This window comes from Pantoea sp. AS142 (assembly GCF_037152305.1).
Classification (GTDB): domain Bacteria; phylum Pseudomonadota; class Gammaproteobacteria; order Enterobacterales; family Enterobacteriaceae; genus Pantoea.
Window position 1 is genome coordinate 611,258 of sequence record NZ_JBBCMO010000001.1, and the last position, 24,433, is coordinate 635,690.

38 protein-coding genes and 1 pseudogene are annotated in these 24,433 nt (G+C 51.9%); 35 read left to right on the plus strand and 4 right to left on the minus strand.

What is annotated here, in order from left to right:
- Positions 1–3 precede the first annotated feature (3 nt).
- The 4 genes from WFO64_RS03015 to WFO64_RS03030 all read right to left on the minus strand — a co-directional run bounded on the left by WFO64_RS03015 (position 4) and on the right by WFO64_RS03030 (position 2,119).
- A complete protein-coding gene (locus tag WFO64_RS03015; protein WP_337008783.1) occupies positions 4–162 on the minus strand; it encodes a DUF1317 family protein in 159 nt (52 codons plus the stop codon).
- On the minus strand, positions 149–667 hold the full coding sequence (locus tag WFO64_RS03020; RefSeq protein ID WP_337008785.1) for a hypothetical protein: 519 nt from the start codon (positions 665–667) through the stop codon (positions 149–151). Before WFO64_RS03020 ends, WFO64_RS03015 begins: the two co-directional genes overlap by 14 nt.
- Before the next feature lie 389 nt (positions 668–1,056).
- Positions 1,057–1,194: a hypothetical protein gene (locus WFO64_RS03025; protein ID WP_337008786.1), complete on the minus strand. Its 138-nt coding sequence runs from the start codon at positions 1,192–1,194 to the stop codon at positions 1,057–1,059.
- 190 nt (positions 1,195–1,384) lie between these two features.
- The gene (locus WFO64_RS03030) at positions 1,385–2,119 is read right to left on the minus strand and encodes a LexA family transcriptional regulator (RefSeq protein ID WP_337008788.1); all 735 of its coding nucleotides are present in this window, start codon (positions 2,117–2,119) and stop codon (positions 1,385–1,387) included.
- Positions 2,120–2,172: 53 nt separating this feature from the next.
- On the opposite strand from WFO64_RS03030, the gene WFO64_RS03035 reads away from it, so the two are divergent.
- The 35 genes and pseudogenes from WFO64_RS03035 to WFO64_RS03200 all read left to right on the plus strand — a co-directional run bounded on the left by WFO64_RS03035 (position 2,173) and on the right by WFO64_RS03200 (position 24,357).
- Positions 2,173–2,418, plus strand: a complete 246-nt coding sequence (locus tag WFO64_RS03035) for a transcriptional regulator (RefSeq protein ID WP_337008790.1) — start codon at positions 2,173–2,175, stop codon at positions 2,416–2,418.
- 41 nt (positions 2,419–2,459) lie between these two features.
- The gene (locus tag WFO64_RS03040; protein ID WP_337008792.1) at positions 2,460–2,996 is read left to right on the plus strand and encodes a YmfL family putative regulatory protein; all 537 of its coding nucleotides are present in this window, start codon (positions 2,460–2,462) and stop codon (positions 2,994–2,996) included.
- Between the two features lie 288 nt (positions 2,997–3,284).
- Positions 3,285–3,467 carry a DUF4222 domain-containing protein gene (locus tag WFO64_RS03045; RefSeq protein WP_337008794.1) on the plus strand — a complete coding sequence of 61 codons (183 nt, stop codon included), beginning with the start codon at positions 3,285–3,287 and terminating at the stop codon, positions 3,465–3,467.
- Positions 3,464–4,357 carry a conserved phage C-terminal domain-containing protein gene (locus tag WFO64_RS03050; protein WP_337008796.1) on the plus strand — a complete coding sequence of 298 codons (894 nt, stop codon included), beginning with the start codon at positions 3,464–3,466 and terminating at the stop codon, positions 4,355–4,357. Before WFO64_RS03045 ends, WFO64_RS03050 begins: the two co-directional genes overlap by 4 nt.
- Before the next feature lie 13 nt (positions 4,358–4,370).
- Positions 4,371–4,805 (plus strand): PerC family transcriptional regulator, encoded by a 435-nt coding sequence (locus WFO64_RS03055; protein ID WP_337008798.1) that lies wholly within the window; start codon positions 4,371–4,373, stop codon positions 4,803–4,805.
- Complete coding sequence (locus WFO64_RS03060) at positions 4,802–4,924, plus strand: hypothetical protein (RefSeq protein ID WP_337008800.1); 123 nt, start codon at positions 4,802–4,804, stop codon at positions 4,922–4,924. The genes WFO64_RS03055 and WFO64_RS03060 overlap by 4 nt, the downstream gene beginning before the upstream one ends.
- Positions 4,921–6,258 (plus strand): ParB/RepB/Spo0J family partition protein, encoded by a 1,338-nt coding sequence (locus WFO64_RS03065; protein WP_337008802.1) that lies wholly within the window; start codon positions 4,921–4,923, stop codon positions 6,256–6,258. Before WFO64_RS03060 ends, WFO64_RS03065 begins: the two co-directional genes overlap by 4 nt.
- A pseudogene (locus tag WFO64_RS03070) lies at positions 6,255–6,621 on the plus strand (RusA family crossover junction endodeoxyribonuclease). Before WFO64_RS03065 ends, WFO64_RS03070 begins: the two are co-directional and overlap by 4 nt.
- A 150-nt stretch (positions 6,622–6,771) precedes the next feature.
- On the plus strand, positions 6,772–7,488 hold the full coding sequence (locus tag WFO64_RS03075) for a phage antirepressor KilAC domain-containing protein (RefSeq protein WP_337008804.1): 717 nt from the start codon (positions 6,772–6,774) through the stop codon (positions 7,486–7,488).
- Positions 7,485–8,501 carry a DUF968 domain-containing protein gene (locus WFO64_RS03080; RefSeq protein WP_337008806.1) on the plus strand — a complete coding sequence of 339 codons (1,017 nt, stop codon included), beginning with the start codon at positions 7,485–7,487 and terminating at the stop codon, positions 8,499–8,501. Before WFO64_RS03075 ends, WFO64_RS03080 begins: the two co-directional genes overlap by 4 nt.
- Before the next feature lie 21 nt (positions 8,502–8,522).
- A complete protein-coding gene (locus tag WFO64_RS03085; protein WP_337008808.1) occupies positions 8,523–8,951 on the plus strand; it encodes an antiterminator Q family protein in 429 nt (142 codons plus the stop codon).
- 1,259 nt (positions 8,952–10,210) lie between these two features.
- A complete protein-coding gene (locus WFO64_RS03090; protein ID WP_337008810.1) occupies positions 10,211–10,453 on the plus strand; it encodes a hypothetical protein in 243 nt (80 codons plus the stop codon).
- A 175-nt stretch (positions 10,454–10,628) separates the two neighbouring features.
- Positions 10,629–10,982 (plus strand): phage holin, lambda family, encoded by a 354-nt coding sequence (locus WFO64_RS03095; protein WP_154926675.1) that lies wholly within the window; start codon positions 10,629–10,631, stop codon positions 10,980–10,982.
- Entirely contained in the window at positions 10,966–11,391 is a 426-nt protein-coding gene (locus tag WFO64_RS03100; RefSeq protein WP_337008814.1) for a lysozyme, read from the plus strand. Before WFO64_RS03095 ends, WFO64_RS03100 begins: the two co-directional genes overlap by 17 nt.
- Positions 11,388–11,822: an Rz lytic protein gene (locus tag WFO64_RS03105; RefSeq protein ID WP_337008816.1), complete on the plus strand. Its 435-nt coding sequence runs from the start codon at positions 11,388–11,390 to the stop codon at positions 11,820–11,822. Before WFO64_RS03100 ends, WFO64_RS03105 begins: the two co-directional genes overlap by 4 nt.
- Complete coding sequence (gene lysC, locus WFO64_RS22505; RefSeq protein ID WP_442956119.1) at positions 11,737–11,967, plus strand: Rz1-like lysis system protein LysC; 231 nt, start codon at positions 11,737–11,739, stop codon at positions 11,965–11,967. Before WFO64_RS03105 ends, lysC begins: the two co-directional genes overlap by 86 nt.
- Complete coding sequence (locus WFO64_RS03110; protein WP_337008818.1) at positions 11,903–12,217, plus strand: hypothetical protein; 315 nt, start codon at positions 11,903–11,905, stop codon at positions 12,215–12,217. The genes lysC and WFO64_RS03110 overlap by 65 nt, the downstream gene beginning before the upstream one ends.
- A complete protein-coding gene (locus tag WFO64_RS03115; protein WP_337008820.1) occupies positions 12,214–12,489 on the plus strand; it encodes an Acb2/Tad1 domain-containing protein in 276 nt (91 codons plus the stop codon). The genes WFO64_RS03110 and WFO64_RS03115 overlap by 4 nt, the downstream gene beginning before the upstream one ends.
- A 198-nt stretch (positions 12,490–12,687) precedes the next feature.
- Complete coding sequence (locus tag WFO64_RS03120; protein ID WP_337008822.1) at positions 12,688–13,227, plus strand: hypothetical protein; 540 nt, start codon at positions 12,688–12,690, stop codon at positions 13,225–13,227.
- Positions 13,228–13,510: 283 nt separating this feature from the next.
- The gene (locus tag WFO64_RS03125; RefSeq protein ID WP_337008825.1) at positions 13,511–13,879 is read left to right on the plus strand and encodes a hypothetical protein; all 369 of its coding nucleotides are present in this window, start codon (positions 13,511–13,513) and stop codon (positions 13,877–13,879) included.
- Positions 13,872–14,210 (plus strand): HNH endonuclease, encoded by a 339-nt coding sequence (locus WFO64_RS03130; RefSeq protein ID WP_337008827.1) that lies wholly within the window; start codon positions 13,872–13,874, stop codon positions 14,208–14,210. The genes WFO64_RS03125 and WFO64_RS03130 overlap by 8 nt, the downstream gene beginning before the upstream one ends.
- Positions 14,211–14,381: 171 nt before the next feature.
- Positions 14,382–14,846 (plus strand): phage terminase small subunit P27 family, encoded by a 465-nt coding sequence (locus tag WFO64_RS03135; RefSeq protein WP_029519569.1) that lies wholly within the window; start codon positions 14,382–14,384, stop codon positions 14,844–14,846.
- Complete coding sequence (locus WFO64_RS03140; RefSeq protein WP_337008830.1) at positions 14,800–16,545, plus strand: terminase large subunit; 1,746 nt, start codon at positions 14,800–14,802, stop codon at positions 16,543–16,545. Before WFO64_RS03135 ends, WFO64_RS03140 begins: the two co-directional genes overlap by 47 nt.
- Complete coding sequence (locus tag WFO64_RS03145; protein WP_337008832.1) at positions 16,545–17,849, plus strand: phage portal protein; 1,305 nt, start codon at positions 16,545–16,547, stop codon at positions 17,847–17,849. Before WFO64_RS03140 ends, WFO64_RS03145 begins: the two co-directional genes overlap by 1 nt.
- Positions 17,850–17,860: 11 nt before the next feature.
- Positions 17,861–18,706 (plus strand): head maturation protease, ClpP-related, encoded by an 846-nt coding sequence (locus tag WFO64_RS03150; RefSeq protein ID WP_337008834.1) that lies wholly within the window; start codon positions 17,861–17,863, stop codon positions 18,704–18,706.
- 12 nt (positions 18,707–18,718) lie between these two features.
- Positions 18,719–19,930 (plus strand): phage major capsid protein, encoded by a 1,212-nt coding sequence (locus WFO64_RS03155; RefSeq protein ID WP_337008836.1) that lies wholly within the window; start codon positions 18,719–18,721, stop codon positions 19,928–19,930.
- 41 nt (positions 19,931–19,971) lie between these two features.
- On the plus strand, positions 19,972–20,211 hold the full coding sequence (locus tag WFO64_RS03160; protein ID WP_337008839.1) for a DUF7210 family protein: 240 nt from the start codon (positions 19,972–19,974) through the stop codon (positions 20,209–20,211).
- 5 nt (positions 20,212–20,216) lie between these two features.
- Entirely contained in the window at positions 20,217–20,546 is a 330-nt protein-coding gene (locus WFO64_RS03165) for a head-tail connector protein (protein ID WP_010246528.1), read from the plus strand.
- 1 nt (position 20,547) lies between these two features.
- Positions 20,548–20,937 carry a phage head closure protein gene (locus tag WFO64_RS03170; protein WP_337008842.1) on the plus strand — a complete coding sequence of 130 codons (390 nt, stop codon included), beginning with the start codon at positions 20,548–20,550 and terminating at the stop codon, positions 20,935–20,937.
- Positions 20,930–21,436 carry a hypothetical protein gene (locus WFO64_RS03175; RefSeq protein WP_337008844.1) on the plus strand — a complete coding sequence of 169 codons (507 nt, stop codon included), beginning with the start codon at positions 20,930–20,932 and terminating at the stop codon, positions 21,434–21,436. The genes WFO64_RS03170 and WFO64_RS03175 overlap by 8 nt, the downstream gene beginning before the upstream one ends.
- Positions 21,433–21,993: a phage tail terminator protein gene (locus tag WFO64_RS03180; protein ID WP_337008846.1), complete on the plus strand. Its 561-nt coding sequence runs from the start codon at positions 21,433–21,435 to the stop codon at positions 21,991–21,993. Before WFO64_RS03175 ends, WFO64_RS03180 begins: the two co-directional genes overlap by 4 nt.
- Positions 21,994–21,996: 3 nt before the next feature.
- Positions 21,997–22,185 carry a DUF2635 domain-containing protein gene (locus tag WFO64_RS03185; RefSeq protein WP_337008848.1) on the plus strand — a complete coding sequence of 63 codons (189 nt, stop codon included), beginning with the start codon at positions 21,997–21,999 and terminating at the stop codon, positions 22,183–22,185.
- Positions 22,185–23,681: a phage tail sheath subtilisin-like domain-containing protein gene (locus WFO64_RS03190; protein WP_337008850.1), complete on the plus strand. Its 1,497-nt coding sequence runs from the start codon at positions 22,185–22,187 to the stop codon at positions 23,679–23,681. The genes WFO64_RS03185 and WFO64_RS03190 overlap by 1 nt, the downstream gene beginning before the upstream one ends.
- Complete coding sequence (locus tag WFO64_RS03195; RefSeq protein WP_010246516.1) at positions 23,681–24,037, plus strand: phage tail tube protein; 357 nt, start codon at positions 23,681–23,683, stop codon at positions 24,035–24,037. Before WFO64_RS03190 ends, WFO64_RS03195 begins: the two co-directional genes overlap by 1 nt.
- Positions 24,034–24,357, plus strand: coding sequence for a phage tail assembly protein (locus tag WFO64_RS03200; RefSeq protein ID WP_337008852.1), 324 nt, complete (start codon positions 24,034–24,036; stop codon positions 24,355–24,357). Before WFO64_RS03195 ends, WFO64_RS03200 begins: the two co-directional genes overlap by 4 nt.
- The last annotated feature ends 76 nt before the right edge of the window (positions 24,358–24,433 follow it).

Sequence of the window (24,433 nt, forward strand, 5' to 3'; positions counted from 1 at the left end):
CCCTCAGTGAATGGTGATGGTGCTGTTAAGGCGCTCTGCTTCGTTCTGCGCCTTAATAGGATTAGTGATTACTGAACCGTCAGGCATGAACCAGCCGTTAAGGATATGGCTGTAGGGCAGGGTGATAATGCCTACGGTGATATGGTCATTAGGCTTTTGCATCGCTGTACTCCCTCCGGGCTTTATCAAACTCACTGCCAACGATCTCAACCGCGCCAAATCCATCTTTAGGCGTCGCACTGGTCTGAATGTAAATGGCATCACCATGACGGAATAAAGTAAGGCCACACAGAACCAGCATTCCCCAATCCAGACCAATAGCTTCATAGAGTTCGTCGTTATCGACTTTGGCTTTCGGGTAGTTTTCACTCCACAGCTTCTTAACTGCGGCATGCTCTTCCTTAAGGCCTTTGGGTGGTCTGGCTTTCGGCCAAGACGCATAACCAGTGTTACCCGTTGGTACTGTCCACAGCTCCTTAGCGAGGTAAGGTGCAGCATCAAAATTCACGCCGTAGAAGGTTGAGCGCGTTATATCGCTTTTAAAAACTGGCTTGCCGCCAATCAGTGAAGTCAGCTCTGCCGCTTCTTTGCGCATCTGCGCTTCATCAGCACGCGTCTTATCCCATGCTGCTAACGCCTCAGCGTTCGTAAACTTCCAGTAGCCCATAAAAGTCTCCACACACGATTTTTGGTTGCATGAATCCCTTGCCAGTGATGGCAATAAAAAACTTTTGGGATTCGTTTAAGTTGGCTGGTGAGCTACTGCAATAACCCACAGCCCGATTACTCCACACATTTGAAAGGTTGTTGCGGTGCCGGGTGCCTCCCGGGGCTCTGGTCAGACTGACAGACACCAGAGCGGAGACTCTTAGACTGTATGCAGTTTTTGTCAGTCTTCCGCGTGCGCTAGCCGCATTCACCACAACGAAAAGGACACTTACCCCACGTCTCTAAAGCGTTCGAAAACACCCGCTTTGCAAATGCCCTTATCGTTGTGAAAAAGGGCGGTTTAACCAAACCATCATGAGTAACCGCCAACACAGCAATTCAGTACTCTTAAAACGCTGGACCGCGAACTACGTTTTCAACATCACACTGCACACTCACCACACCTGCATCACCACAACAGATCACATCGGCATCCGGGAAGAGACGTAGAAAGGTAATCAGGTCCCGGAGCGTTGTGTTCGCCATGTTCTTGATCATTTTCATTCTAACTCTCAAAAGTATTGAGTAACTTCGATGTGTAGAATATAGCTACTTTAAGTAGAGAAAATCAACTACAAAAAGTAGAAAAATAGATGCGCCTGTCTTTTTTGTAGATAAATCACTGATTTTAAGACGAAAAAAAACCGGCCTAAGCCGGTTTCTCAAAGCAAGTGGATTACCCGAAGTCAAGCATCTTAAGAGGCAAGCACCTGATAAGCTTGCCAAAAATGTAAAGATCAGCCATTTCGTTTTCTTCGATAAAAAATGGGGGGTACTTTTCGTTATCAGAGAGAACTGCTAATTTTCTTCCCTTAACCTTTTGTAATCTCTTAACAAAAGTTGAATCTTCAAAGTTGAAAACATAGACCCCATCACCATTGAAATGATCAATCGCCCTGTCGACAAACAATAAATCCCGTGGAGATAAAGTTGGCATCATGCTGTCACCATCAACGTTAATTAATTCTATTCCGTCGAGTGTGCGTCTGCCGAATAACTCATAAATTCTGGTTTCAGGTATTTCTATTGAACTGATAACAGTTGGAAAAGGGGGGTTTATATATCCATGTCCAGCTGATGCATGCAAGTCCAGCTGCTTGATGCGGACAGTTCCTTTGTCAGGCATATCAAAGTTTTCCATAACGCCATAGTCGAGATAGGCAGGCGATACGGAAAGCTTGTCAGCAATCCTCAACATTTTTTCGTCCCTCGGCTTTGCTGTGCCAAGCGTATAGCGCCGCGCCATCTCATACGAGACACCACTAAGTTCTGAAAGCTCTTTAACTCCCAGCGCCTTGCTCTGGAGCGACTTATTAAGCCTGTCGGCAAAGTCTTTGTATTTAGTTTCTTCCACCATAAGTGGAAGAGTAAGCGCACAAAGCATAGTTGTCATTTCTATTTTAAGTTGCATTAAAATGCTACTTTAAGTAGTATCGATTTCACCCCATCTATGAGGACCTAAAGATGAAGCGAAGCTTCAAGAATATCAGCGAACAAGCTGTTCGCGCTGTTGGCTCAATGTCGGAAGTTTCTCGGCGTTTCGGGTTTAACTCTGTTCAGTCTGTAGCTAACTGGATCACTAAAAACCGAGTTCCTCCTGAGCGCGTAATTTCACTTTGCGAATGGGGAGGATGGGCTGTAACTCCTCATCAGCTAAGACCCGACATCTATCCTCATCCGAAGGACGGAATGCCAAGAAAAGCAGGATAAGCAAATAAATCTCACAGCATAACTACCGAAGGAAAAGAGAAATGGTAGACACAATCAACACAGCAATTCGACTGATGTGCAAAGCACATAAAGCGGGTCGTTTAGGCATGGCCGATGACTTAGGCATGACCATCGATCAGTTTCACAACCACATGTACCGCAAGTGTGGCAGTCGTTTCTTCACCCTGGACGAACTCATGAAGATGGAAGAGTTATCCGGCACGGCATGCTTGGCAGACTTTTTCGCGACACGTCACGGAAAGTTGCTGGTGGATGTCTCTGCAGTTAATGAGGTGGATAAGGTCGATCTGTATGACATCGAGATGAAAGCGAGCGCAGCAGCTGGTGAGTTGGCCATAGCAAAGATTGCCGCAGCATCTGACGGTGTGATCGACAGCAAAGAGCGTAAAACCCTGTCCGCGCTGTTCCACACCAAAATGCGCCACCAGATTCACGGCTTCTTGGGTTTTATGGCGCTGTATGGCGTCGGTGTTGCTGAGCATTCGGTGGATATGTTTGTGGCGAACGGCAGGAAAATCGATGCATCAGGTATGCAAATTGAAGTGCAGGAAATTTGAAAATGAAAAAGTTTTTAAGCCCCAAAAAAGTGACACCCGCAGGATTGCAGTCCCCGGGTGTCTGTCGCGATTTTATCAACGTGTGTGGAGAATCAATCGCATGTCCATTGTAAGCCAAAATAGAGCGGTTGGGCAATTCCGTTGCCGCGTAATCGCTGGCGTCCGTGTCTATGAGCAAATCATACCGGTCTCTGGTGGCCCTAACAACTACCAGCCAACCACGCGTTTGGTAGTTGAGTCCGCCTGGAAGAATTTCTATAGCCGACCGGCGCAGTCGAGGGTGAGCTGATGGAAAACGAGATCATTAAACCCTGGGTGGAGCGATTTAAGGACAATCGCGGCGTTGTAGTTGAGACCGTTGGTGTAGACGTCGTTAATCACCGCGTAATTTACATGCGTCCCAACTATCCACATCCCTGCATGCAGCCCCGCGCTTTGTTCAGCCAGAAGTTCAGGAAGGTGGCGTCATGAGTTTATTGCTGAAGGTTAAGCCTCTGGTCATTAGCCCAGCTCTTGCGCAGCGTATTGGGCTGAATGAGGCCATTGTGCTGCAACAGATTTGCTACTGGCTGGAGGACACCACTTCAGGTGTTGAGCACGATGGTAAACGATGGATTTACAACACCATTGAAGACTGGAATGAGCAGTTCCCTTGGTGGTCGTCAGATACCGTTAAACGCGCTCTGACCTCACTTAAGAAGAGTGGGTTGATCTACGTTGAACAGTTAAAAAAGACGCAGCATGACCGCACGAATTTTTATGCGATTAACCACGCAAACCCACTGTTGGCCGATGAGGGCAAATTGCCCTCATCGAAGGATGCAAGTTGCACTCATCGAAAAGGGCAAGCTGCCCTAATCGATAAGGGCAGTTTAACCCCATCGATGGGGGCAAATTGCACTCGTCTTACAGAGAATACAACAGAGAATACAACAGAGATTACAACAACCCCTTCTTGTCAGGTTGCATCGCAACCAGACGATGAGTGGTCAGTCGTTAATCGCTCTCGGGAAGTTTTACGCCACCTGAACAAAGTTACCGGCGCTAAGCACACAGAGGCGCAGTCGTCGATGGGCCACATCAAATCCCGCCTGAAAGACGCGTTCACGGTGGAAGAGCTTTGCCTGGTTGTGGATTACAAGCATGTCCACTGGGAAGGCACCGAGGAATACCAGTACATGCGCCCTAAAACCCTGTTCATCCCCGGCAACCTGCCTGGCTATCTGCAGTCTGCTGCCAAATGGGATAAGGCCGGTCGCCCGCCGCGCTCTGAATGGAATGCTCTGAAGCGCAACATGCAGCGGGATATCACTGTCATTCCGCAGCCTGACAGCTCAGTGCCTCACGGCTTTCGCGGTTAACAGGAGAATAATCATGATCAACCACGAATCAAAAATTCTTGAACTGATTACCCGCAATGGCCCGCTGAAGGTGCGCGAACTCTGCAAGCTGACTGGACTGCATGAGACTTCAGTGAAGCGTTTTATCAAACCCCTGTTCACCAAAGGGCTGCTTAAGCGGGCAAGCGACTGGAGCTACTCAATTAACACCGACCCGTTACCGGTAGAAAGCGAGAAATACAGCCACATGGCGAAGCAGGCCAGCGAACTGGCGGCTAAAGGATTCTGGTTGCGTGCCGCGCAGGTCTGGCGCGAGGCGATGCTGGTGGCTCGGTTCGATGCATCACGTAACGAAGCCAAAGAGAACTGCGACCGCTGCGCCGTTAAGGGCTCACTGAATTGCGGCAGCTATGGCGGACTTGATACCGGCCGCATCATTTCAGCCAGTGTGAACAGGGATTTGTTATGAAAGCGCACCTGAAGAGCCACTACCAACGCAATGAGATTTTCTATCAGGCCATCCGCACAGCAGTAGTGATGATTGCCGCACTTATTTTTGTCCTGACATGGGAGCTGACCACAGCATGAGTACTTTAGCGCGCATTTACGACGACAAGAAAAATAGCGATACCGACATCACCACCCGTAAAACCTACCTGCTGGGCGTTGATGAGCTGTATGTCGAAACTAATTACAACATTCGTGATATCGATCAGACCCATGTAGAGGAATTCCGCGATGCCTTTATCGCTGGTGAGCATGTGCCTCCGCTGGCTGTTAAGGTCACGGAGAAGGGAATTAAGATCATCGACGGCCATCACCGCTATTACGGTGCGAAGCTGGCTCAGGAAGCAGGATATACGCTGCGCCTTGAGTGCAAAGACTTCGTGGGTAGTGAAGCGGACAGCGTGGCATTCATGGTCACCAGTAGCCAGGGCCGCGCCCTGTTGCCGCTGGAACGCGCAGCTGCCTATCAGCGCCTTGTGAATCAGGGCTTAGAGCCAGCGGAGATTGCCGCCAAGGTGAAGCGTTCGATCACCGATGTAGAACAGCACCTCCAGTTGCTGACTGTTGGCGAACCGCTGATTGAGATGGTGAAGTCCGGCGAAGTAGCAGCGACCACAGCAGTTGCCCTGCAGCGTGAGCATGGCGTGAAAGCATCATCGGTGGCGCAGGAGCAGATGCAGAAGGCTAAAGCCGCTGGCAAGAAGAAGCTGACCAAGACCGATGCTATGCCGCAGTTCAGTGCAGCACAGGCACGCAAACTGGTAGAGCTTATTGCCCGACACTGTGAGGCAGAATTGCATGAGGACGCACAGGTAAACCTAGATTTTGCTACGGACCTGCAGGCGGCTGAGCTGATGGATATTATCCTGATGGCTAAAGAGCACTACGGCGTCACACAATCAGTCAGTGAGCAACCGGCACCGGCCAAAACAGAGAACGCTGATGGTGATGATCTGCCACTGCTGAAGCACGAAATCCTTGAACAAAGCGGTGTTGAGGTGTGGGCTTGCGTTCAGGCCGCGTTCAAAATGAAAGCCGAATATACCTATAGCGAATCCAAGTGGGCGCATACATGGGCGGCAGACTCCGTTGAGAACCCAACCTGTGTGACAGTGCCAGCAGAGACGATTGCCAGCGCCGTTCGTCTTATCAGGCAGCACCATGACGATCTTGAACTCAAGCTGTGGCTGTCAGAGCAGCACGATGATTCAGAAGTGGCTACTGAGCAGCTGATGCGCTTCTCAGCGGTATTGTCAGAGATTCGCCAGGACCAACCGTGCAAGGTTCAGGAGTTTGTCGCGCTGGTGGAGCAGACGAACCGTGATTGCTGGTCAAACATCCGCATGCTGCGTCAGGCAGTCCGTGAGGTAGTTGGTCAGATGACAATACCGGATGTGGGAGAGAGTGCTGCATGAAGTTAACTCTCCCGTTCCCGCCAAGCGTGAACACGTACTGGCGTAACACCAGAAAGGGAGTATTGATCAGCGCCTCCGGGCGCTGTTTCCGCTCCAACGCACTTGCCGCCGTCATGGAGCAACTTAAACGCCGACCACAGCCGATTACAGTGAACGTGCAGGTTACCGTACTGTTGTTCCCGCCAGACAAGCGTCAGCGCGACCTTGATAACTACCTCAAAGCCATGTTCGATAGCCTCACTCATGCCGGTATATGGGACGATGACAAGCAGATTAAGCGATTCATTGTAGAGTGGGGGGCCGGTCACCAAAGGCGGTAAGTCTCAGGTGGTAATCAGTGAGTTTCAGCCGTTAGCGGCATAGGTCCGCAACTGGTTACATGACCAGTAAAATTGGGTATAGTGAGTGCTGTACTGGTGATTGCAGTCGCCGTACCAAGGTTGGTCCCGCTCACTTGCAGGTGATGGGGCGGGGCCATTTAAAAATGTTGTTCCAGTGTGTGGAGAGGTCAAAATGCTGAATCAATCAGCGGGTGCTGTTGCGCCTTTAGTCAATGCTATTCAATCCCCGATCATGACAAGCCGTGAAATTGCCGAACTGACAGGCAAAGAACACAAAAATGTCACTGTAGATATTCGCCGTATGCTGGATGACCTGGGAGAAGATGCGCTGAAATTCCAGCGTATCTATTTCGACACCATGAACCGGCAGCGAACTGAGTATCACCTCGACCGTGAGCATACCGAATGCCTTATCACCGGTTACAGCGCCATTCTTCGAATGAAAGTGATCAAGCGACTGCATGAGTTAGAGGAAAGTCAGCCAGTTAAAATCCCGCAGACCTTTGCTGAGGCACTCCGCCTGGCTGCTCAAGTGGAAGAGGAGAAGGAGCGCCAGCAGCTGCAGCTTACTGAAGCCGCGCCAAAGGTTGCTTTCGTGGATCGCTATGTCACGGCCACCAGTTCAATGACATTCCGGCAGGTAGCAAAGCTTCTTGATGCTAAAGAGCCAGAGCTTCGCCTGTTCCTGATTGAAAGCCGGGTTATGTACCGCCTTAATGGCGTCCTGACGCCCTACAGCCAGCACATCGAGGCTGGTCGTTTTGAGGTCAGAACCGGAACCACTACCGAATCAAATTATATGTTCAGTCAGTCCCGCTTCACCGCTAAGGGCGTTCAGTGGATTGGCGGGCTATGGATGGCGCATAAGGCGGCAGGCGGTGCTGAGTGAGGGCATTGCTTACACCTGAAATAGCGCCGCGCACAGGAATAGTTCTGTTCAGGCCGGGACCAGAACTGATGAAGCTGTTTAAGTCTCGCGTTGTGATCAGCACTCCGACAATGGATATGGCAGACCTGCCATCAGGACGGCTGAATGAAGGCACCCAGCCGCTGCTTGATGAACCCTCACTGATTCCCTTCTTTGGTCACGAACGTGTGATAGCGGCCGCTGGTGGGCCTAATGCTCTGGCATCTTTCGTCCAGTCATTTGGCTGCTGTCAGTGGGAGCAGCCGGAAGCATGGCATCACCATGAATTCACAGTGTCAGAAATCGAAAACGGCCTGGTTTCCCTTTGCTATAGCCACGAAAATGAATTCAGGGAAGACGGCGTACCCGGTAGCCTGGAGAATATCGCCAAAGGCAATACCGCTCTCTGGATAATCAGGACTGCATGCAGCCAGATGGCGCTCAACGGCGACCACCAGCTGACATTACCGGAACTGTGCTGGTGGGCCTCACTGAATGACCTGATTGATCTCATACCGGAGGCACCAGCCAGGCGCGTTCTGCGCATGCCAAAAGAGAGCATCCAGAGCGGCGAGCTTAAAGAAGCCCGTATCGTTCCGGCCCGACCGGCACGCGAAGTTATTCAGGATGCAGCGCAGCTGGTCAAAAAGATAATCGACCTGCGCGCCGATCCGGAATCACCAGAATCATTCATGAAGCGACCTAAGCGTAAGCGCTGGGAGAATGAGAAGTACACGCGGTGGGTTAAGTCACAGAGCTGCGCATGTTGTGGAAGGCAAGCAGACGATCCTCATCACATCATCGGACACGGGCAGGGGGGAATGGCAACGAAGGCGCATGATTTATTCGTGATACCGCTATGCAGAGCGCATCACGATGAACTGCACCGGGATATGAAAGCGTTTGAAACAAAATACGGCAGTCAGGTTGAGCTGCTCTTCAGGTTCCTGGATTTCGCGATTGCAGTCGGCGTTATCGGGACAGACAAAAAATAAAGTGTGTGGAGAGGATTAAATATGCGTGACATGTCACAGGTATTGGAGCGTTGGGCTGGCTGGGCAAAATCGGACAACAGCGGTGTGGATTACTCATCAATAGCGGCGGGCTTTAAAGGTCTGCTGTCGCAGGATTCAAAATTAACGCTCACCTGCAGCGACAATGACGGCTTAATTATTGAGGGCTGTCTGGCACGGCTTAAAGAAAAGCGCCCGGATGAGCATGCGATCATTGTGCTGCATTACTTTTTTAATATCTCAAAGCGCACCCTGGCAAAGCAGGCCAAGCGGGATGAGAAGATAGTGAGAATTGAAATACAGATGGCTGAAGGCTTTATTGAGGGCTGTCTGGCGATGCTTGATGTTCGGCTGGATATGGATGCCGAACTGACACCGAAAAAAATATTGAAAAAACCTCTCACGCGGTCCGCATTTTCCTTAGTAATCTGATAAGGTCGATTACAAGCAGTGCAGCTTATCTGCTAAAAGTCAGTTCCAAATGTGTATGTCAAAGCGCCACGGACCTTACCAGCCTGGAGGCGTTTTTTATTTTAAATATTCCCTTTAGGGGATATTAATTTGTCTATCCCTTCCAGAGGATAAAAAATTCACCCTGTTGCCGACGGGCAAGGCACTTACCGCTTTTGCGTCAGGGTTCCTAAATGCTGGGGTCTGCTTTAAGATGATTCCACTACGGTGAATCTCACCTAAGCGGTGGGGCGGAATGGCAAATGTTATGCGGAACGCGAACCTGAAGCCATAACAGGGTTCACCGGGAGGCACCCGGCACCGTAGTCTTCAATTCGGCATCGAAAGGTTTGATGTAAAAAAGCCCTGCCGTATCTCAGGTGATAGCGGCAGGAAATCACACCAATGAGTTACTGACCGAAGTCAGGTCAGTAGTGCAACTCTATGATGATTACTGTTTCTTAATCTGATGATTAGCATTAAATGGCGGCACTTCATTTATCCATTGAGTGGCTTTATTCTATGCTCTGACTCATTGCAATGAATCCATCTACGCGATGGGGGCTAAATCTGAGTCGTAATGCACAATGGTGGGCGTCTGAGGTTGCAGATTTTTTCATTCACCGGGACGCACCCGGCATCGTAAAATAAGTTACCATTTCAGTGCCAAAGGTTCGCTTACGCGGACCTTTTTTATACCTGGCAGTCGTACACAACTCTTAAAGCGATCAAATATTGATCAATGCAAAAAGTTTGGCTCATAAAAAGTATTAGCATTCCTTCTTTAGTGTAGGGAGTGCTTAATATGGGCGAATACTATTACGTCGAGGTCAAAAAAAGTTGTCTGGAAGTGAATGTCCTGCACAAATCTGGTTGCGTCAGACATACAGTTCTTAACGATAAAATGACTTTTTTAGGGACTTTTTACAGGCAACAGGACGCTTTTTTGACTGCCAAAAAAAGGTACAAAACTTGTAAATACTGTAACCGCTGCTGCTCAATACTCTAATAATCGTGAGCATGCTGGTGGCTTAGTTTCATATTTTGGAAACAAAATTGCTCTCTTAGCATTTTTTCTAAGAAAGATATGCTAATGATTTGAGTTAATTAAATTTTATATCTTATCTTAAGCAATTAGTGCTGTTGTTTTTTAGTGTCATTAACCGAACATGGTCTGGCGCAGAACTTCCTTCGTGTGAGATTTGTCTTACTTCCTCCTTAGCAATAAAAAGGGGTTTGATTTGAAAATCACAAGAAGGAGGGCGTGGTTACTGGTTTTTTTATTTTCTGTTGTTGTGTGGGGGTTGATTTTTGCCGCCATGGCTTATGCTAACGATAGTGACCAGGTTGAACCAAAATCTCAGCCAGGCGAAAACACATCATCTGTAAATATCGAAAAAATAAGAAAACTCGACCTTAGTGATGAGCAAAGAAAGTTTATTGAATCGCTTATCGAATCAACAGAAAAGAAACAGAGTGACTAATAGTTTTTCATAACATTTTTGAATGTAAGTAATCATCACAAAGGTCGCCATTGAGCGGCCTTTTTTCGTTTTTGCGCACACCAATCAGTCTCCACACACACTTTTGACGCCGTGGTGCTGCGCAACTCTTTTAACTAAAGTCAGCCGCCATCATTCCGGTGGCGGGAACCAGAGCATGCCTCCAGAAAAAGATCCGGGCTTTTGGGCCACAGTCCTGCTGTGGCTGTATGCCCATAAAACAGAATGGGGATATGCCGGGGTAGCAGGCATGTTTTCACTATTACGCAGTGCCTATGCAAAAAGCTCCTGGAGTAAGCGGGTCCTTGACGCTGTTTCATGCAGCGCTCTGGCCTTCTTTGCAGCGCCCACACTTCAGGTAGTCGGCGCTCTCTTCAACTGGAACATTCCTGATGCAGCCGCACAGGTTTTCGCGGTTTACATCGGGTATGTCGGCAACGACTACATCAGCGCCAGACTGCGCGGGTGGATAGACAGGAAAGCAGGGGATACAAATGAAGGTCAGCAATAACGGCATCAACCTTATCAAACGCTTTGAAGGTCTGGAGCTAAAGACTTACAAAGACAGCGTTGGCATTCTGACTATCGGCTACGGACATACCCACGCAGTTAAAGCAGGTGACGTGATCACCGGCGAACAAGCCGATGCTTTTCTTCGTGAAGATTTACAGGTGGCAGAGCTGACCATCAATACCAATGTGAAGGTAAAGCTCACTCAGGGTCAATTCGACGCGCTGGCGTCATTCGTGTTTAACCTCGGGTCCGGCAACTTCGTTAAATCGACTCTTATCAGAAAGCTCAATGCAGGCGACTACGCTGGCGCAGCTGATGAGTTCGGCAAGTGGGTCAACGCCGGTGGTAAGAAGCTGCCCGGACTCGTTAAACGCCGTGCCGCTGAAAGAGAGGTATTTCTGACATGAACCCGTTAAACCTCATCAAAACTTTTTCACCGGTTCTTGTCATCGGTCTTATCTGCCTGGCTCTCTGGATGCTCAATGCTCGCAGCTCCCAGCTTGAAGCCACAAATCAGCGACTGGAGAAGTTAGCCAACAGCAAAGACGATCAGGTTAACGACCTGCGGTCCAAAAACGATGGTCTGGCATCAAGCGTTACTGACCTTGTAGCTGCCGTTAAGCAGCAGAATGACGTAATGAGCCAGGTCACAGAGCAGCGTGCCGTAACAGCCCAGCAGAACCGGAAACTACAGAATGAAATTAAGCGTTACCTTGCGGCGGACAAGTGTGCTGTTGCTCCTGTTCCCCCTGATGCTGCTGACAGGCTGCGCGACGCAGCAAAAGCCGCTGGTGGAGTACCGGACAGTAAAACAGCCTCAGCTAAACCTTCCGGCTGAACTGACCAGTCAGATTGATGTTCCAGCCCCATCACAGGATATGACGTTCGGTGACAGCGTAAGCCTCAACGCTGAGTTATATGGCGCTCTGGGGCAGTGCAACATTGACCGCGCTGCAATCCGGCGCATCGAAGCAGGGAACTAAGATGGCTATATTCTTCGGCAGGGTTAATAAGAGTGAATGGGAGCATACCGGCCTGTTCGCCAACATCGTTCCGGTTTACTTACGCAATATGGAATCAGGCGAACCTGATGTGTGCGCTGCTAATGGTGTGCCTGAATGGTTCTTTGAACTGATCACACTGCTGGCCTGTTGCATGCCATTGCCATATGAAGGCTTCATGTTCACGCATGTGAAGCCAATCGAATCAACTGAGAAGGCCAAAACGTTATGAGCGAAGCAAAACCGCAGAACGGCAGCACCGTTAAGGGCTATCGGACACTGTCTTATGGCGAAATCGGCAAGATGAATCAGTTCAAAGAGCTGAGCCGCCAGTTCATTGCTCTCCTGCAACAGCATGGGATGGATATGGGTGCCGACCCAACCCTACAGAACTCGACGGAATGTTGGGACGCTCATGAATGGTTGCGCGAAGCACATAAGGATATGCAACGTGCCTGTATGGCGGCATGTCGTGCTGTAGCCCGTCCAGACTCAGATTGCTGAGTTCATCACAAGGCGCATTTGCGAGCGCGCCTGATGATGTAACCAGCTTCGGAGTTACTGACTTCGATGAACAAGATTATTTCACTCACAGAAGCTGAATTGAACTCGTTGAAATACGAGTATCAGGGTTGTAGCAGTACTCACAAATTGGTATTTAAAGTAAAATGTGAGTTCACGAGTATTACTCAGGACTCAATAATGGATGCTGATTTAATTTCTTTTAAAACCATGATTGCCACACAGGAAACGGCAAAATGGACTTTTTGGATGATGTTCGCGACTTGGTTTGCGGGAGCTGCGACCTTTATGGCCGTTGTCACTTCTCTTTATATTGCAAATAGAAAACCAGTCCCTAAATTCGTAGTTTCGCAATCAACAGGGCTTATTGCTCCAAACGGACAGTGCTTTCACGCAATAATGATTGATGTAGCCAATGTTGGACTCACTCCCATTGTGATAAGTTCTATAGTCTGGGAATTCGGAGGAAGGAATCAAATCTTTAACCTTTTTCCAAGTCCATATTCGGCGAAGTTGCCCAAAAAGATTGAGCATGGCGAGTCTGCGCTGTTTATCATTGAAACGCCTGATTTTAATAATCATTTGAAAGGATTGAAGAATGATATAGCTGAAGCGCATGGTGATGTAAATAAACTTTGTATTTCTGTGCGTTTGGCTACTCAGCATAAGAAGAAATTTAAAGTTGATAAAGGCTTCCTCGAAACTCTTAAAAGTGTTTAGCGAACCGCCTTCGGGCGGTTTTTTTATTTTGTGCTGAAAAATGCATTCACTGGGTTCACTTTTCAGCATAAACGCAATGAATCATCGGCTGGTGGTCTCAAAAATACCGGGATAAATAATCGCTAACTCAAACCCTTCCAGAATAAAACTCTAAACGCCCGTCATGGGGCAGCAATCCACAGAGCCTTGCGGGGTGAGTCTATGGGGTAAGCAGCCATGCTTTCACTCTGTGGGCTGCTTTTATCCGCGTGAACTTAGGCTCACCACCGAAAGGAAAACCGATATGGCAACTGTTGTAAAAGCTGAGAAATTCAAAGTGGGTATCAGCCTGAAGGGGCATTCCCCAACATCGATTGTTGCTACAGCTAAGCCTCAGATGTTTGATGGCTGGCTCCGGGTTCATGGCGACTCGGGTTCGCACTATTTTGCTGAAGGCCAGATTGAAAGCTATTCAGTTAAAACGCTGGTTTACTCTACAGCGCTCGACAGCGAACCAAGTAACGGTCAGTACCATGGCATCAGCCCCGAACTGGCAAGCTATAAAGCGGCCAGGTTGACGGAAGCTGCTGCAGAGACGGGGCAGACACTCCAGCTGTTCAAGCATCTGTCAGTGCTGCTGCCGATTATGCACACAGCGGAACGAAATGTCTGAGCCACGCATCTACAACAGCCGCTGGGACAAAGCCAGACTGTCATTTCTAAAGTCTCATCCTCTCTGCGCGATGTGCCACCGGCAGGGCAGAGCAGTGGCGGCTGCTGTCGTTGACCACATTAAGCCGCACAGGCTGAAGGAAGCGATTAATGGAGGCAAACAGGAAGAGATAGTAAAGGCTCAGAAACTATTCTGGAACAAGGCCAACTGGCAACCCCTCTGCAAACAGCATCACGACTCGACCAAGCAGCGTGAAGAGAAGCGCGGACACGTCATCGGGTGCGATGAGAACGGCATGCCCCTCGACCCGTCATCCCATTGGCACAAATGAGAATGAATATCATTTAATGTCGAGAGTGATGGGGCTGGGGTCGAATGAGAACAATTATCATCACCATTGGGGAGGGTGGGATCAGAGTTCAGGGGATAGCGACCTCCTGACCGCCCGCCCCCCTTTTTATGCACAACCGCGAAATGAAAAGTTTTTTTCTGGGAGGTTTTTATGGCCGGAAGACGACCAAAACCGACCCATCTTAAGGTCGTTACCGGCAATCCGGGCAAGCGAAAACTCAACGACAAAGAGCCTGCACCTGCGAGAGAAATCCCCAGCCCGCCTTCACACCTCACTGATTGGGGAAAGGTTGCGTGGGGAAAGCTGACTGTCCTGCTCGACGGAATGGGCGTGCTAACCGTAGCCGATGTTCTGGCGCTGGAAAGGCTCTGTGATATTTACGCCGATATTCTTCAGCTGCGGATCACGATTGCTGAAGAGGGCAGAACCTACACGGTCCAGACCGAAGGCGGATTTCTGATAAAGGCCAACCCGGCTGTTTCAATGCTGGCTGATGCAGACCGGCGGTTTAAAAGCTACCTGGTAGAGTTCGGCCTGACACCGGCTGCCCGGTCAAAGGTGAACGTGAATGGTGGAGAAAAAGAAGAAGACCCGCTCAACCAGTTCTTCGGTTGATCCGGCTACGCAGTATGCAATGGACGTTACCAGCGGGAAGGTTATTGCCGGACCAGACATCCGCGCGGCTTGCGCCCGTCACCTTCGCGATCTGGAAGAGGGGCCGAAGCGTGGCCTGTTCTGGGATGTTGAAGCTGTAACCCGCGCTGTTAATTTCTTTGCTCAGGTTCTGAAGCTGAATGGCGGAGAGCATGAGGGTAAACCTTTTATCCTATTACCGTGGCAGTGCTTCATCGTCGGTTGCATATTTGGCTGGAAAAGCAGCGATGGTTATCGTCGATTTAGGATGGTTTACGTTGAGTCCGGCAAAGGTTCAGGAAAGTCTCCACTGGCTGGCGGTGTCGGGCTGTACTGCCTGACCGCCGATAAGGAGCCACGCGCCGAAGTTTATGCAGCAGCCACGAAAAAAGATCAGGCGATGATTTTGTTCCGCGATGCTGTGGCTATGGTCGATCAGTCGCCCGCACTTGCACAGCGCATACAGAAATCAGGCGGGGCTGGGAAAGAATGGAATCTGGCCTTTATGCAGGCAGGCTCTTTTTTCCGTCCGATCAGTTCCGATGATGGTCAGTCAGGCCCTCGACCACATTGCGCCCTGATTGATGAAGTACACGAGCATAAAAGCAACCAAGTCGTTGAGATGATGCGCGCAGGTACAAAGGGCCGCCGTCAGGCTCTGATGTTCCTGATCACTAACAGTGGCCACGATAAAACAAGCGTCTGTTATGAGTACCATGAGTACGGGCGCAAGGTTGCCGCCGGTGACCTGGAGGATGATAGCTTCTTCAGCTTCATCTGTTCACTGGATGAGGGCGATGATCCGTTTAAGGATGAATCATGCTGGGGTAAAGCTAACCCGTCGCTGGGCCAGACCTTCACGGATAAATATCTGCGGGAGCAGGTGACACAGGCGCGCGGCATGCCGTCGAAAGAAAGCATCGTCCGCCGCCTGAACTTTTGCCAGTGGGTGGAAGCGTCCGATCCGTGGATTGATAGCGACACCTGGATGAACTGCGAACAGGACTTTGACCCCGAGGATTTGGCGGGTGAAGAGTGCTATGGCGGTCTTGACCTGTCAGGCTCACGTGACCTGACGGCGCTAGCGCTTTACTTTCCAAAAACCAAAAAGCTTTTAGTTGAGTTCTGGACGCCGAAAGATTCCCTGCTTGAGCGTGCCAAAACTGACCACGTTCCTTATGACGCCTGGCTGCGCAATGGCTTTATTCACGCACCGCCGGGTAAAGCGGTCAACTACGGTTTTGTGGCCGTGCGCATCGGCGAGCTGGCGGCCAGATACGATATTAAGTGCATCGCATTTGACCAGTACCGCATCAAGTATCTGGAGCCTGAACTCGAAAGCGAGTCTGTGAGCGTTGACCTTATTCCGCACGGTCAGGGCTTTTATAAGGCGCAGGAGTCCGGGCTGTGGATGCCGCGATCAATCGAGCTGTTTGAAGAGCACCTCAACAACAAAGTACTCGTTATCCGGCCTAATCCCTGCCTGCGCTGGAATGCCGCCTCTGCGGTGCTTGAGGCTGACCAGAAGGACAACCGTATATTTGCCAAAAAGAAAAGCACCGGCCGTATCGACGGCGTGGTGGCTTCCGCTATGGCAATAGGTGCAGCAGAGGATGCGGTGCTGGTGGACAGCGGCGATCCTGATGACTTTTTTGATGACCCGATCATGGTAGGTATCTGATGAAGGAAAAAAAACAGCCGGGTCGCATCAAGAGCGCGATTGTGAACTGGCTCGGTGAGTCGATTGGGCTTAATGACGCTGCGTTCTGGCAGGAGTGGTACGGGACAAGCAGCAGCGGCAAGGTCGTGACAGCAGAGAAAGCGCTGGCGCTGGCCTCTGTCTGGGCCTGCGTGCGCCTGCTGAGCGAGTCAGTTTCAACCCTGCCGATGAAGGTTTACGAACGTGCCGCTGACGGTTCGCGCAAGCTGGCGCTTAATCATCCGGCCTATCAACTGTTGTGCCGCCGCCCGAACAGCGAAATGACGCCGTCGCGCTTCATGCTGATGGTCGTTGCCAGTATCTGTCTGCGGGGTAATGCCTACGTTGAGAAAAAGATGATCGGCACCAAGCTGGTCTCGCTGGTTCCGTTGCTTCCCCAGAGCATGAAGGTGGAGCGGCTGGACAGCGGCGAACTGCAGTACACCTACACCGAGAAGGGCGTGAAGCGCATCATTCCGGTTAAAAACATGATGCACATCCGGGGCTTTGGTCTGGATGGTGTATGCGGAATGATGCCGATGCGCACCGGGCGAGACGTGTTTGGCGCAGCGATGGCGGTCGAAGAATCAGCCGCAAAAATTTTTGAAAACGGTATTCAGACATCAGGCTTCTTTCTTTCAAAGAATCTGCTGACAAAAGAACAGCGACAAAAAAATCGCGAGAACCTCAACCGCTTCGTTGGCTCGAAAAATGCGGGCAAGGTAATGGTGCTTGAGGGTGACATGTCCTATCAGGGAATTACCCTCAACCCTGAAGATGCTCAGATGCTGGAGTCACGTTCTTTTAGCATTGAGGAAATCTGTCGCTGGTTCCGCGTACCGCCGTTTATGGTGGGTCATGTTGACAAGCAGAGCAGCTGGGCATCGAGCGTAGAGGGCATGAACCTGCTGTTCCTGACCAATACGCTGCGCCCGATGCTGGTAAATATTGAGCAGGAAATATCACGCTGCCTGCTGAACGGCGATGAAGATCTGTTTGCTGAGTTCTCCGTTGAAGGCCTGCTCCGTGCTGACAGCGCCGGACGCTCTGCTTACTACACCACTGCACTGCAGAACGGCTGGATGTCCCGTAATGACGTTCGCCGGCTGGAGAATCTGCCGCCGATTGAAGGTGGCGATATCTATACCGTGCAGCTGAACCTTACACCGCTTGAGGACCTGCGCAAAAACAGCCAGGCCGTAAACGCTAAGCTGCTGCGCGAAGTCCACGACGCGGTTTTCCCGGATATACCTCTCGAACAATCACCGCTTAAACAGGCGGCTTAGGAGCAACCCCCATGACAGTGAAAAGTCTTCCGGCAGCGCCGGAGGGGCGGCCTTTTGCGCGCGAAAATCGCGACCTGCCGTCCTCTGCAATGGAGCGCTGGAACGGCGGTATCAAAGCCGCAAAGAGTGATGAAAACAGCATTTCTGTGTTCGACGTCATCGGCGCTGACTGGTACGGCGACGGCGTTACCGCCAGCCGCATCGCGGCGGCACTCCGCTCAATCGGCGGTGCTGATGTGACCGTTAATATCAACTCGCCCGGCGGCGATATGTTTGAAGGCCTGGCGATTTATAACCTTCTGCGTGAATACGAAGGGAAAGTCACCGTTAAGGTTCTGGGACTTGCTGCCTCTGCAGCGTCGATAATCGCTATGGCAGGGGACGAGGTTCAGATTGGCCGCGGTGCCTTCCTGATGATCCATAACTGCTGGGTTTATGCGATGGGAAATCGTCACGACCTGCAGCAGATTGCGGCGGACATGGTGCCTTTTGATAAGGCGATGAACGATATCTATGGCGCACGAACCGGTCTGGATGCGGCCACTATCGACTCGATGATGAATGCTGAAACCTACATCGGCGGCAGTGATGCAGTTGAAAAAGGTTTTGCAGATCGCTTACTGGCTGCAGATGAGATTGCTGATGGCGACGACAGTCCTGCAGCTGCGCTGCGCAAGCTGGACGCGATGCTGGCAAAAACCGATGCACCGCGCTCCGAGCGTCGAAAACTTCTTAAAGCGTTAACCGGCAGCAAGCCTGGCGCTGCTGCCACCCCTGAAGGTATGCCGGGCGCTACCGACGAAATCAACCCCGAAAATATTGCTCAACTTAAAAACGCGCTGGCCGCGTTCGGCTAATAAGGATTCATCATGTCAGATGTAAATGAGTTACTGAAAAAGGTATCTGCAAAGCTGGAGGAAGTGTCCGGCACTTTCAGTCAGAAGGCTGAAGATGCGCTCAAAGAAGCGAAAAACTCCGGCCAGCTGTCTGCTCAGACCAAAGAAGCAGTAGATAAAATCGCCACTGAATTTAACGCGCTGACTGAGGCAAACAAGTCGCTGAAAGCATCGCTGGGTGATCTGGAACAGCACGTAGCGCAGATGCCGCTGGCGAATGCGAAAAACGTTATCGAAACCGTGGGCGGTCAGGTTGTTTCCTCTGAAGCGCTGAAAGCATTTTCAGCCAGCATCGAAGGTAATAAGCGCCTGAGCATTCCGGTTAAGGCTGCGTTGCTGTCGGTCAACGTTCCGGGCACCATTGTAGCGCCCGACCGTCTGCCTGGCATCGATCAGCAACCTAAACAGCGCCTGTTTATCCGCGACCTTATTGCTCCGGGTCGCACTGAATCCAATACCATCTACTGGGTTCAGCAGACCGGCTTTACCAATAAGGCAGCCACTGTTGCTGAGAACACCACCAAGCCGTACAGCGATATTACCTTTGCGGAAAAAATCACTCCGGTCCGCACCATCGCGCACCTGTTCAAAGCCGCCAAGCAGATTCTTGATGACATGCCGCAGCTGCAATCGACAATTGACGCCGAGCTGCGCTACGGCCTGAAGTACGTTGAAGAGCAGGAGATTCTGTTCGGCGACGGCACCGGCACGCACCTGAACGGTATCGTTCCGCAGGCATCTGCATACGCTGCTGCCTTCAGCGTGGCGAATCAAAGTGGTATTGATGATCTGCGACTGGCTATGCTGCAGGCGCAACTGGCGCGCTTCCCGGCGTCCGGCCATGTTCTGCACTTCATTGATTGGGCGAAGATCGAGCTGACTAAGGATTCGCTGGGTCGTTACATTCTGGCTAACCCGGCAGCGCTGACTGGTCCTACCCTGTGGGGTCTGCCGGTTGTCGCGACCGAAGCTGCTGCCTTCCAGGGTAAATTCCTGACTGGCGCATTCAATGCCGGTGCGCAGATTTTCGACCGCGAAGATGCCAACGTAGTTATCTCCACCGAAAACGCCGACGACTTTGAGAAAAACATGATCTCAATCCGTTGTGAAGAGCGTCTGGCGCTGGCCGTTAAGCGCCCTGAAGCGTTCGTTTACGGTTCCTTCACCGCACCTGCTGCAGCGTAACAGCAACGGCGGCCTCCGGGCCGCCTTTCCGGGAGTTACATATGAAACTGCTTTTGATTAAACCGAATTATTTCGGCGGCACTGTCGTTTCTGAAGGCAACACCATCGAGACCGACGAGCAGCATGGTCGCGAGTTGATTAAAAAAGGCTATGCAGAACTGGTTGAAGGCGATATTGCTGCTTTGCCAGAGCCAGAGCCAGAGCCAGAGCCAGAGCCAGAGCCAGAGCCAGAGCCAGAGCCAGAGCCAGAGCCAGCAAAAGGTAAAAACAAAAAAGGCTGAACACCATGCTGCTGACGCTCGAAGAAATTAAACAGCAGTGCCGACTGGAGAGCGACTTCACGGAAGAAGATCGGCTACTTGAGCTTTTTGCGCTGGCTGCTGAGGCAAAGGCGGTGACCTACCTCAACCGCAATCTTTATAAAACGGTGGCAGATATTGCACCGCTTGATACGGACGGCATGGTCATTACCGAAGATATCCGGCTTGCCCTGCTGATGCTGGTCAGTCACTGGTATGAGCATCGCAGTTCAGTGTCAGAGCTGGAGATGACGGAGACGCCGCAGGCGTTTGAGTTCCTGCTCTATTCGCGGCGTCTGCCGGTGTCGGGGTATTAGCATGCAGCGACGCTCATCAAACACCAGTGCCGTTTACACGCTGCCCGACCCCGGCGAGCTGAATAAGCGCATTCACCTGCGCCAGCGCATCGACCAGGCAGCAGCGGATTACGGCACAGAGCCGGTCTATCAGAATGAAAAGGATGTCTGGGCTAAGGTCCGGCAGGTGGGTGCTACCACCTATCACGAATCCGTTCAGGCTGATGACACCATAACCCACTACATGACTATCCGTTACCGCCGGGGCATCACTTCCGATTTTGAGGTGGTTTACAGCGGCTACGTGTATCGCGTTAAGCGTCTGCGCGACCTTAACTCTGCAGGTCGCTATCTGCTGCTGGAGTGTGAGGAGCTGGGCGCGGTGGAGCGCAACGGAGGGATGTATGGCTAAGCCGCTTCTGCACGTTGATTTTGAGCAACCTAAAGACCTCGTTTTCAACCGTGCAAAAATGCGCCGCGCCTTCATTCAGATTGGTCAGGTTCACATGCGTGATGCCCGGCGTCTGGTTATGCGTCGTGGCCGGTCTGCTCCGGGCGAGTATTCGGGATTCAGAACCGGCAGGCTGGCGCGATCCATCGGCTATTACGTTCCCCGCGCATCAAAAAGCCGTCCTGGTCTGATGGTGCGCATCGCGCCAAACCAGAAGCGGGGCGAGGGCAACCGCCTCATTGAGGGCGACTTTTACCCGGCTTTTCTGTTCTACGGCGTGAGGCGTGGTGCTAAGCGTAAAAAGAGTCACCATAAGGACAAGTCCGGTGGTAATGGCTGGCACGTTGCCCCGCGTAAAAACTACATGACCGAAGTGCTGGAGGCGCGAAAAACGTGGACACGTTATGTGCTGACCCGTGCGCTACGCACCTCCCTTCGTCCTGAAAGGAAAAAGAAATGAAGCTATCACTGGTGATCGCCGCTCTCCGGGCGCGATGTCCGATGTTCGCGGGCAACGTAGCCGGGGCGGCTGAATTCAAGTCTATCCCCGAAACCGGAAAGATGAAGCTGCCTGCGGCGTATGTGGTGCCGACCGAAGACGTCACCGCTGAGCAGAAGTCCCTGACTGACTACTGGCAGAACGTAACCGAAGGCTTTGCTGTTGTCGTGGTGCTGGATAATACGCGCGACGAGCGCGGTCAGGCGGCAGGGTATGACGCCGTGCATGACGTGCGGCAGCAAATCTGGAAGGCGCTGCTGGGCTGGGAGCCTGATTCAGACGCAGGTCCGGTGGCGTATTCTGGCGGACAGCTTCTGGATATGGATCGGGGTCGCCTCTACTACCAGTTTGAATTCATGCTGACGCGGGAAATCACTGAAGAAGACACGCGCCAGCAGGATGATCTCGACGCCCTGGACGAACTGAAAACGGTCGACATTAATGTTGACTACATCAATCCGGGCAATGGTCCTGACGGCATTATCGAACACCACACCCAAATCAACCCCAGCGAGTAAATCATGCAAATCAGACCCAAGCACGGGCGGTCAGTTCCTGACCCTGTCCGGGGCGATCTGCTGCCTTCAGAAGGCCGGAACGTCGAAGAGAGCAGCTACTGGCACCGCCGCATTGCGGATGGTGATGTCGAAGAAGTCAGCGCGGAAGAAGAAAAGCCCGCTGCTGACGCCAAGAAAAAGGGCGGTGAATAATGTCAGCCTCGTTCCCCACTATTCCGTCAGACCTACGCGTGCCGCTGTTCTGGGCCGAAATGGACAACAGCGAAGCGAACACCACGCAGAGCAGCGGCCCGTCACTGCTGATTGGCCTCGCCTCAGCTGACAGCACCATCGCTAAAAACAAACTGACCATCATGCCGTCTGCCGCGCTGGCGGGTAAGGTTGCAGGACGTGGCAGCCAGCTGGCCCGCATGGTGGCACAGTATCGCGCTGTCGATCCGTTTGGTGAGCTGTGGGTTATCGCGGTGACCGAGCCAGAAGGCGAAACTGCCAAAGGCACCGTGACGCTGACCGGCAATGCGCAGGCGTCAGGTTCTCTCAGCCTGTATATCGGTGCGGTGCGCGTTCAGGCCGCCGTGGTGACCGGCGACGCTCCTGCTGCCGTGGCCGCGACGCTGGCCGCCGCCGTAAACGCTAATGCTGACCTGCCGGTGACCGCCGCTGCAGCGGATGGCGTCGTGACGCTTACTGCCCGTCATAAGGGGCTTACCGGCAACAGCATTCCGCTGGCGCTGAACTACTACGGCACCGTGGGCAGCGAAGCCACGCCTGACGGCGTTAACGTTGCGATTGCCGCTATGGCGGGCGGTACGGGCTCACCGTCACTGGCTGCAACCGTGGCCGCGATGGGCGATGAGCCGTTTGACTTCATCGGCACGCCGTTCAGTGATTCCGCATCGCTGCAGACACTGGCGCTGGAGATGAACGATTCTTCCGGTCGCTGGGGCTATGCGCGTCAGCTTTACGGTCATGTTTACACGGCGAAAATCGGCACGCTCTCTGACCTGGTTGCCTTCGGCGACACCATGAACAACCAGCACATTACCGTTGCCGGTTATGAGCCTGCTGTTCAGACTGCAGCGGATGAGCTGGTCGCACTGCGCACCGCACGCAACGCCGTGTTTATCCGCACTGACCCGGCCCGCCCGACGCAGACAGGTGAGCTGACCGGCGCATTACCAGCACCGGCAGGCAGCCGCTTTACCCTGACCGAGCAACAGTCGCTGCTGAAGCACGGTATTGCCACGGCCTACGCTGAGAGCGGCGTGCTGCGCATTCAGCGCGACATTACTACCTATCAGAAAAACGCCTATGGCGTGGCGGACAACAGCTACCTCGACAGCGAAACGCTGCATACCAGCGCCTACGTTATCCGTCAGCTGAAGAGCATCATTACCAGCAAGTACCCGCGTCATAAGCTGGCGAATGACGGGACGCGCTTCGGTCCGGGTCAGGCCATCGTGACGCCTGCTGTGCTGAAGGGTGAGATGTGCGCCAGCTATCGCACGATGGAGCGGGCGGGGATCGTGGAGAACTTCGATCTCTTCAAACAGCATCTTGTGGTAGAGCGCAACGTCAGTGACCCGACCCGCGTGGATGTCCTGTTCCCGCCGGATTACGTTAACCAGCTGCGCGTCTTTGCGCTGCTTAATCAGTTCCGTCTGCAATACAGCGAGGAGACCGCGTAATGGCAAAGATTGCGGGTACAGCATACGTCAAGGTGGACGGCCAGCAGCTGTCGCTGACCGGCGGCATTGAGGTGCCGATGAACACCAAGGTGCGTGATGACGTAATCGGCCTGGCCGGTGACGTGGATTATAAAGAAACGCACCGCGCGCCCTATGTCAAAGGCACCTTTAAGGTGCCGAAGGCATTTCCGGTCACCAAACTGATGGACTCAGACCAGATGACCATCACCGCCGAACTGGCTAACGGCATGGTTTACGTGCTGTCTGAAGCTTTCCAGTTCGGTGAAGCAAATCACAATGCGGAAGAGGGTACGGTAGACCTCGAATTCCACGGCTCAGAAGGATTTTACCAGTGAGAGAACTTCAGCTTTCAAAACCTATTACGGCACATGGTGAGACTATCCATGTGCTGGAGCTGCGCGAGCCATCGTTTGACGAGATCGAGCAAATCGGCTTTCCGTTCACCATTGGCAGTGAAGGCAATATCAAAATCGACAGTTCAGTATCGCTGCGCTATATCCCGGTACTGGCCGGGATACCGCGGTCGTCTGCCAGCCAGATGGCGAAGATTGATATTTTCAAAGCCTCAATGACGATTCTGGGTTTTTTTACCGGCTCGGGAGCGGGAGAAATCTCCGGCAGCGATGTTACAACGTCGCTCACTTCTGGCGAATAAACCCTCTCGAACTGAAGCGGTCAGCTCTTTCCGATTTTCTTGAGCTTGAGGAAGAAGCAGTGCGTATAAGCGAGGA

Excerpts from the sequence above, each read along its gene's own strand:
- WFO64_RS03015 (WP_337008783.1), bottom strand. The coding sequence starts at position 162 with ATGCAAAAGCCTAATGACCATATCACCGTAGGCATTATCACCCTGCCC.
- WFO64_RS03020 (WP_337008785.1), bottom strand. The coding sequence starts at position 667 with ATGGGCTACTGGAAGTTTACGAACGCTGAGGCGTTAGCAGCATGGGAT.
- WFO64_RS03025 (WP_337008786.1), bottom strand. The coding sequence starts at position 1,194 with ATGGCGAACACAACGCTCCGGGACCTGATTACCTTTCTACGTCTCTTC.
- WFO64_RS03030 (WP_337008788.1), bottom strand. The coding sequence starts at position 2,119 with ATGCAACTTAAAATAGAAATGACAACTATGCTTTGTGCGCTTACTCTT.
- WFO64_RS03035 (WP_337008790.1), top strand. The coding sequence starts at position 2,173 with ATGAAGCGAAGCTTCAAGAATATCAGCGAACAAGCTGTTCGCGCTGTT.
- WFO64_RS03040 (WP_337008792.1), top strand. The coding sequence starts at position 2,460 with ATGGTAGACACAATCAACACAGCAATTCGACTGATGTGCAAAGCACAT.
- WFO64_RS03045 (WP_337008794.1), top strand. The coding sequence starts at position 3,285 with ATGGAAAACGAGATCATTAAACCCTGGGTGGAGCGATTTAAGGACAAT.
- WFO64_RS03050 (WP_337008796.1), top strand. The coding sequence starts at position 3,464 with ATGAGTTTATTGCTGAAGGTTAAGCCTCTGGTCATTAGCCCAGCTCTT.
- WFO64_RS03055 (WP_337008798.1), top strand. The coding sequence starts at position 4,371 with ATGATCAACCACGAATCAAAAATTCTTGAACTGATTACCCGCAATGGC.
- WFO64_RS03060 (WP_337008800.1), top strand. The coding sequence starts at position 4,802 with ATGAAAGCGCACCTGAAGAGCCACTACCAACGCAATGAGATTTTCTAT.
- WFO64_RS03065 (WP_337008802.1), top strand. The coding sequence starts at position 4,921 with ATGAGTACTTTAGCGCGCATTTACGACGACAAGAAAAATAGCGATACC.
- WFO64_RS03075 (WP_337008804.1), top strand. The coding sequence starts at position 6,772 with ATGCTGAATCAATCAGCGGGTGCTGTTGCGCCTTTAGTCAATGCTATT.
- WFO64_RS03085 (WP_337008808.1), top strand. The coding sequence starts at position 8,523 with ATGCGTGACATGTCACAGGTATTGGAGCGTTGGGCTGGCTGGGCAAAA.
- WFO64_RS03095 (WP_154926675.1), top strand. The coding sequence starts at position 10,629 with ATGCCTCCAGAAAAAGATCCGGGCTTTTGGGCCACAGTCCTGCTGTGG.
- WFO64_RS03100 (WP_337008814.1), top strand. The coding sequence starts at position 10,966 with ATGAAGGTCAGCAATAACGGCATCAACCTTATCAAACGCTTTGAAGGT.
- WFO64_RS03105 (WP_337008816.1), top strand. The coding sequence starts at position 11,388 with ATGAACCCGTTAAACCTCATCAAAACTTTTTCACCGGTTCTTGTCATC.
- lysC (WP_442956119.1), top strand. The coding sequence starts at position 11,737 with ATGCTGCTGACAGGCTGCGCGACGCAGCAAAAGCCGCTGGTGGAGTAC.
- WFO64_RS03110 (WP_337008818.1), top strand. The coding sequence starts at position 11,903 with ATGGCGCTCTGGGGCAGTGCAACATTGACCGCGCTGCAATCCGGCGCA.
- WFO64_RS03115 (WP_337008820.1), top strand. The coding sequence starts at position 12,214 with ATGAGCGAAGCAAAACCGCAGAACGGCAGCACCGTTAAGGGCTATCGG.
- WFO64_RS03120 (WP_337008822.1), top strand. The coding sequence starts at position 12,688 with ATGGATGCTGATTTAATTTCTTTTAAAACCATGATTGCCACACAGGAA.
- WFO64_RS03125 (WP_337008825.1), top strand. The coding sequence starts at position 13,511 with ATGGCAACTGTTGTAAAAGCTGAGAAATTCAAAGTGGGTATCAGCCTG.
- WFO64_RS03130 (WP_337008827.1), top strand. The coding sequence starts at position 13,872 with ATGTCTGAGCCACGCATCTACAACAGCCGCTGGGACAAAGCCAGACTG.
- WFO64_RS03135 (WP_029519569.1), top strand. The coding sequence starts at position 14,382 with ATGGCCGGAAGACGACCAAAACCGACCCATCTTAAGGTCGTTACCGGC.
- WFO64_RS03140 (WP_337008830.1), top strand. The coding sequence starts at position 14,800 with ATGGTGGAGAAAAAGAAGAAGACCCGCTCAACCAGTTCTTCGGTTGAT.
- WFO64_RS03145 (WP_337008832.1), top strand. The coding sequence starts at position 16,545 with ATGAAGGAAAAAAAACAGCCGGGTCGCATCAAGAGCGCGATTGTGAAC.
- WFO64_RS03150 (WP_337008834.1), top strand. The coding sequence starts at position 17,861 with ATGACAGTGAAAAGTCTTCCGGCAGCGCCGGAGGGGCGGCCTTTTGCG.
- WFO64_RS03155 (WP_337008836.1), top strand. The coding sequence starts at position 18,719 with ATGTCAGATGTAAATGAGTTACTGAAAAAGGTATCTGCAAAGCTGGAG.
- WFO64_RS03160 (WP_337008839.1), top strand. The coding sequence starts at position 19,972 with ATGAAACTGCTTTTGATTAAACCGAATTATTTCGGCGGCACTGTCGTT.
- WFO64_RS03165 (WP_010246528.1), top strand. The coding sequence starts at position 20,217 with ATGCTGCTGACGCTCGAAGAAATTAAACAGCAGTGCCGACTGGAGAGC.
- WFO64_RS03170 (WP_337008842.1), top strand. The coding sequence starts at position 20,548 with ATGCAGCGACGCTCATCAAACACCAGTGCCGTTTACACGCTGCCCGAC.
- WFO64_RS03175 (WP_337008844.1), top strand. The coding sequence starts at position 20,930 with ATGGCTAAGCCGCTTCTGCACGTTGATTTTGAGCAACCTAAAGACCTC.
- WFO64_RS03180 (WP_337008846.1), top strand. The coding sequence starts at position 21,433 with ATGAAGCTATCACTGGTGATCGCCGCTCTCCGGGCGCGATGTCCGATG.
- WFO64_RS03185 (WP_337008848.1), top strand. The coding sequence starts at position 21,997 with ATGCAAATCAGACCCAAGCACGGGCGGTCAGTTCCTGACCCTGTCCGG.
- WFO64_RS03190 (WP_337008850.1), top strand. The coding sequence starts at position 22,185 with ATGTCAGCCTCGTTCCCCACTATTCCGTCAGACCTACGCGTGCCGCTG.
- WFO64_RS03195 (WP_010246516.1), top strand. The coding sequence starts at position 23,681 with ATGGCAAAGATTGCGGGTACAGCATACGTCAAGGTGGACGGCCAGCAG.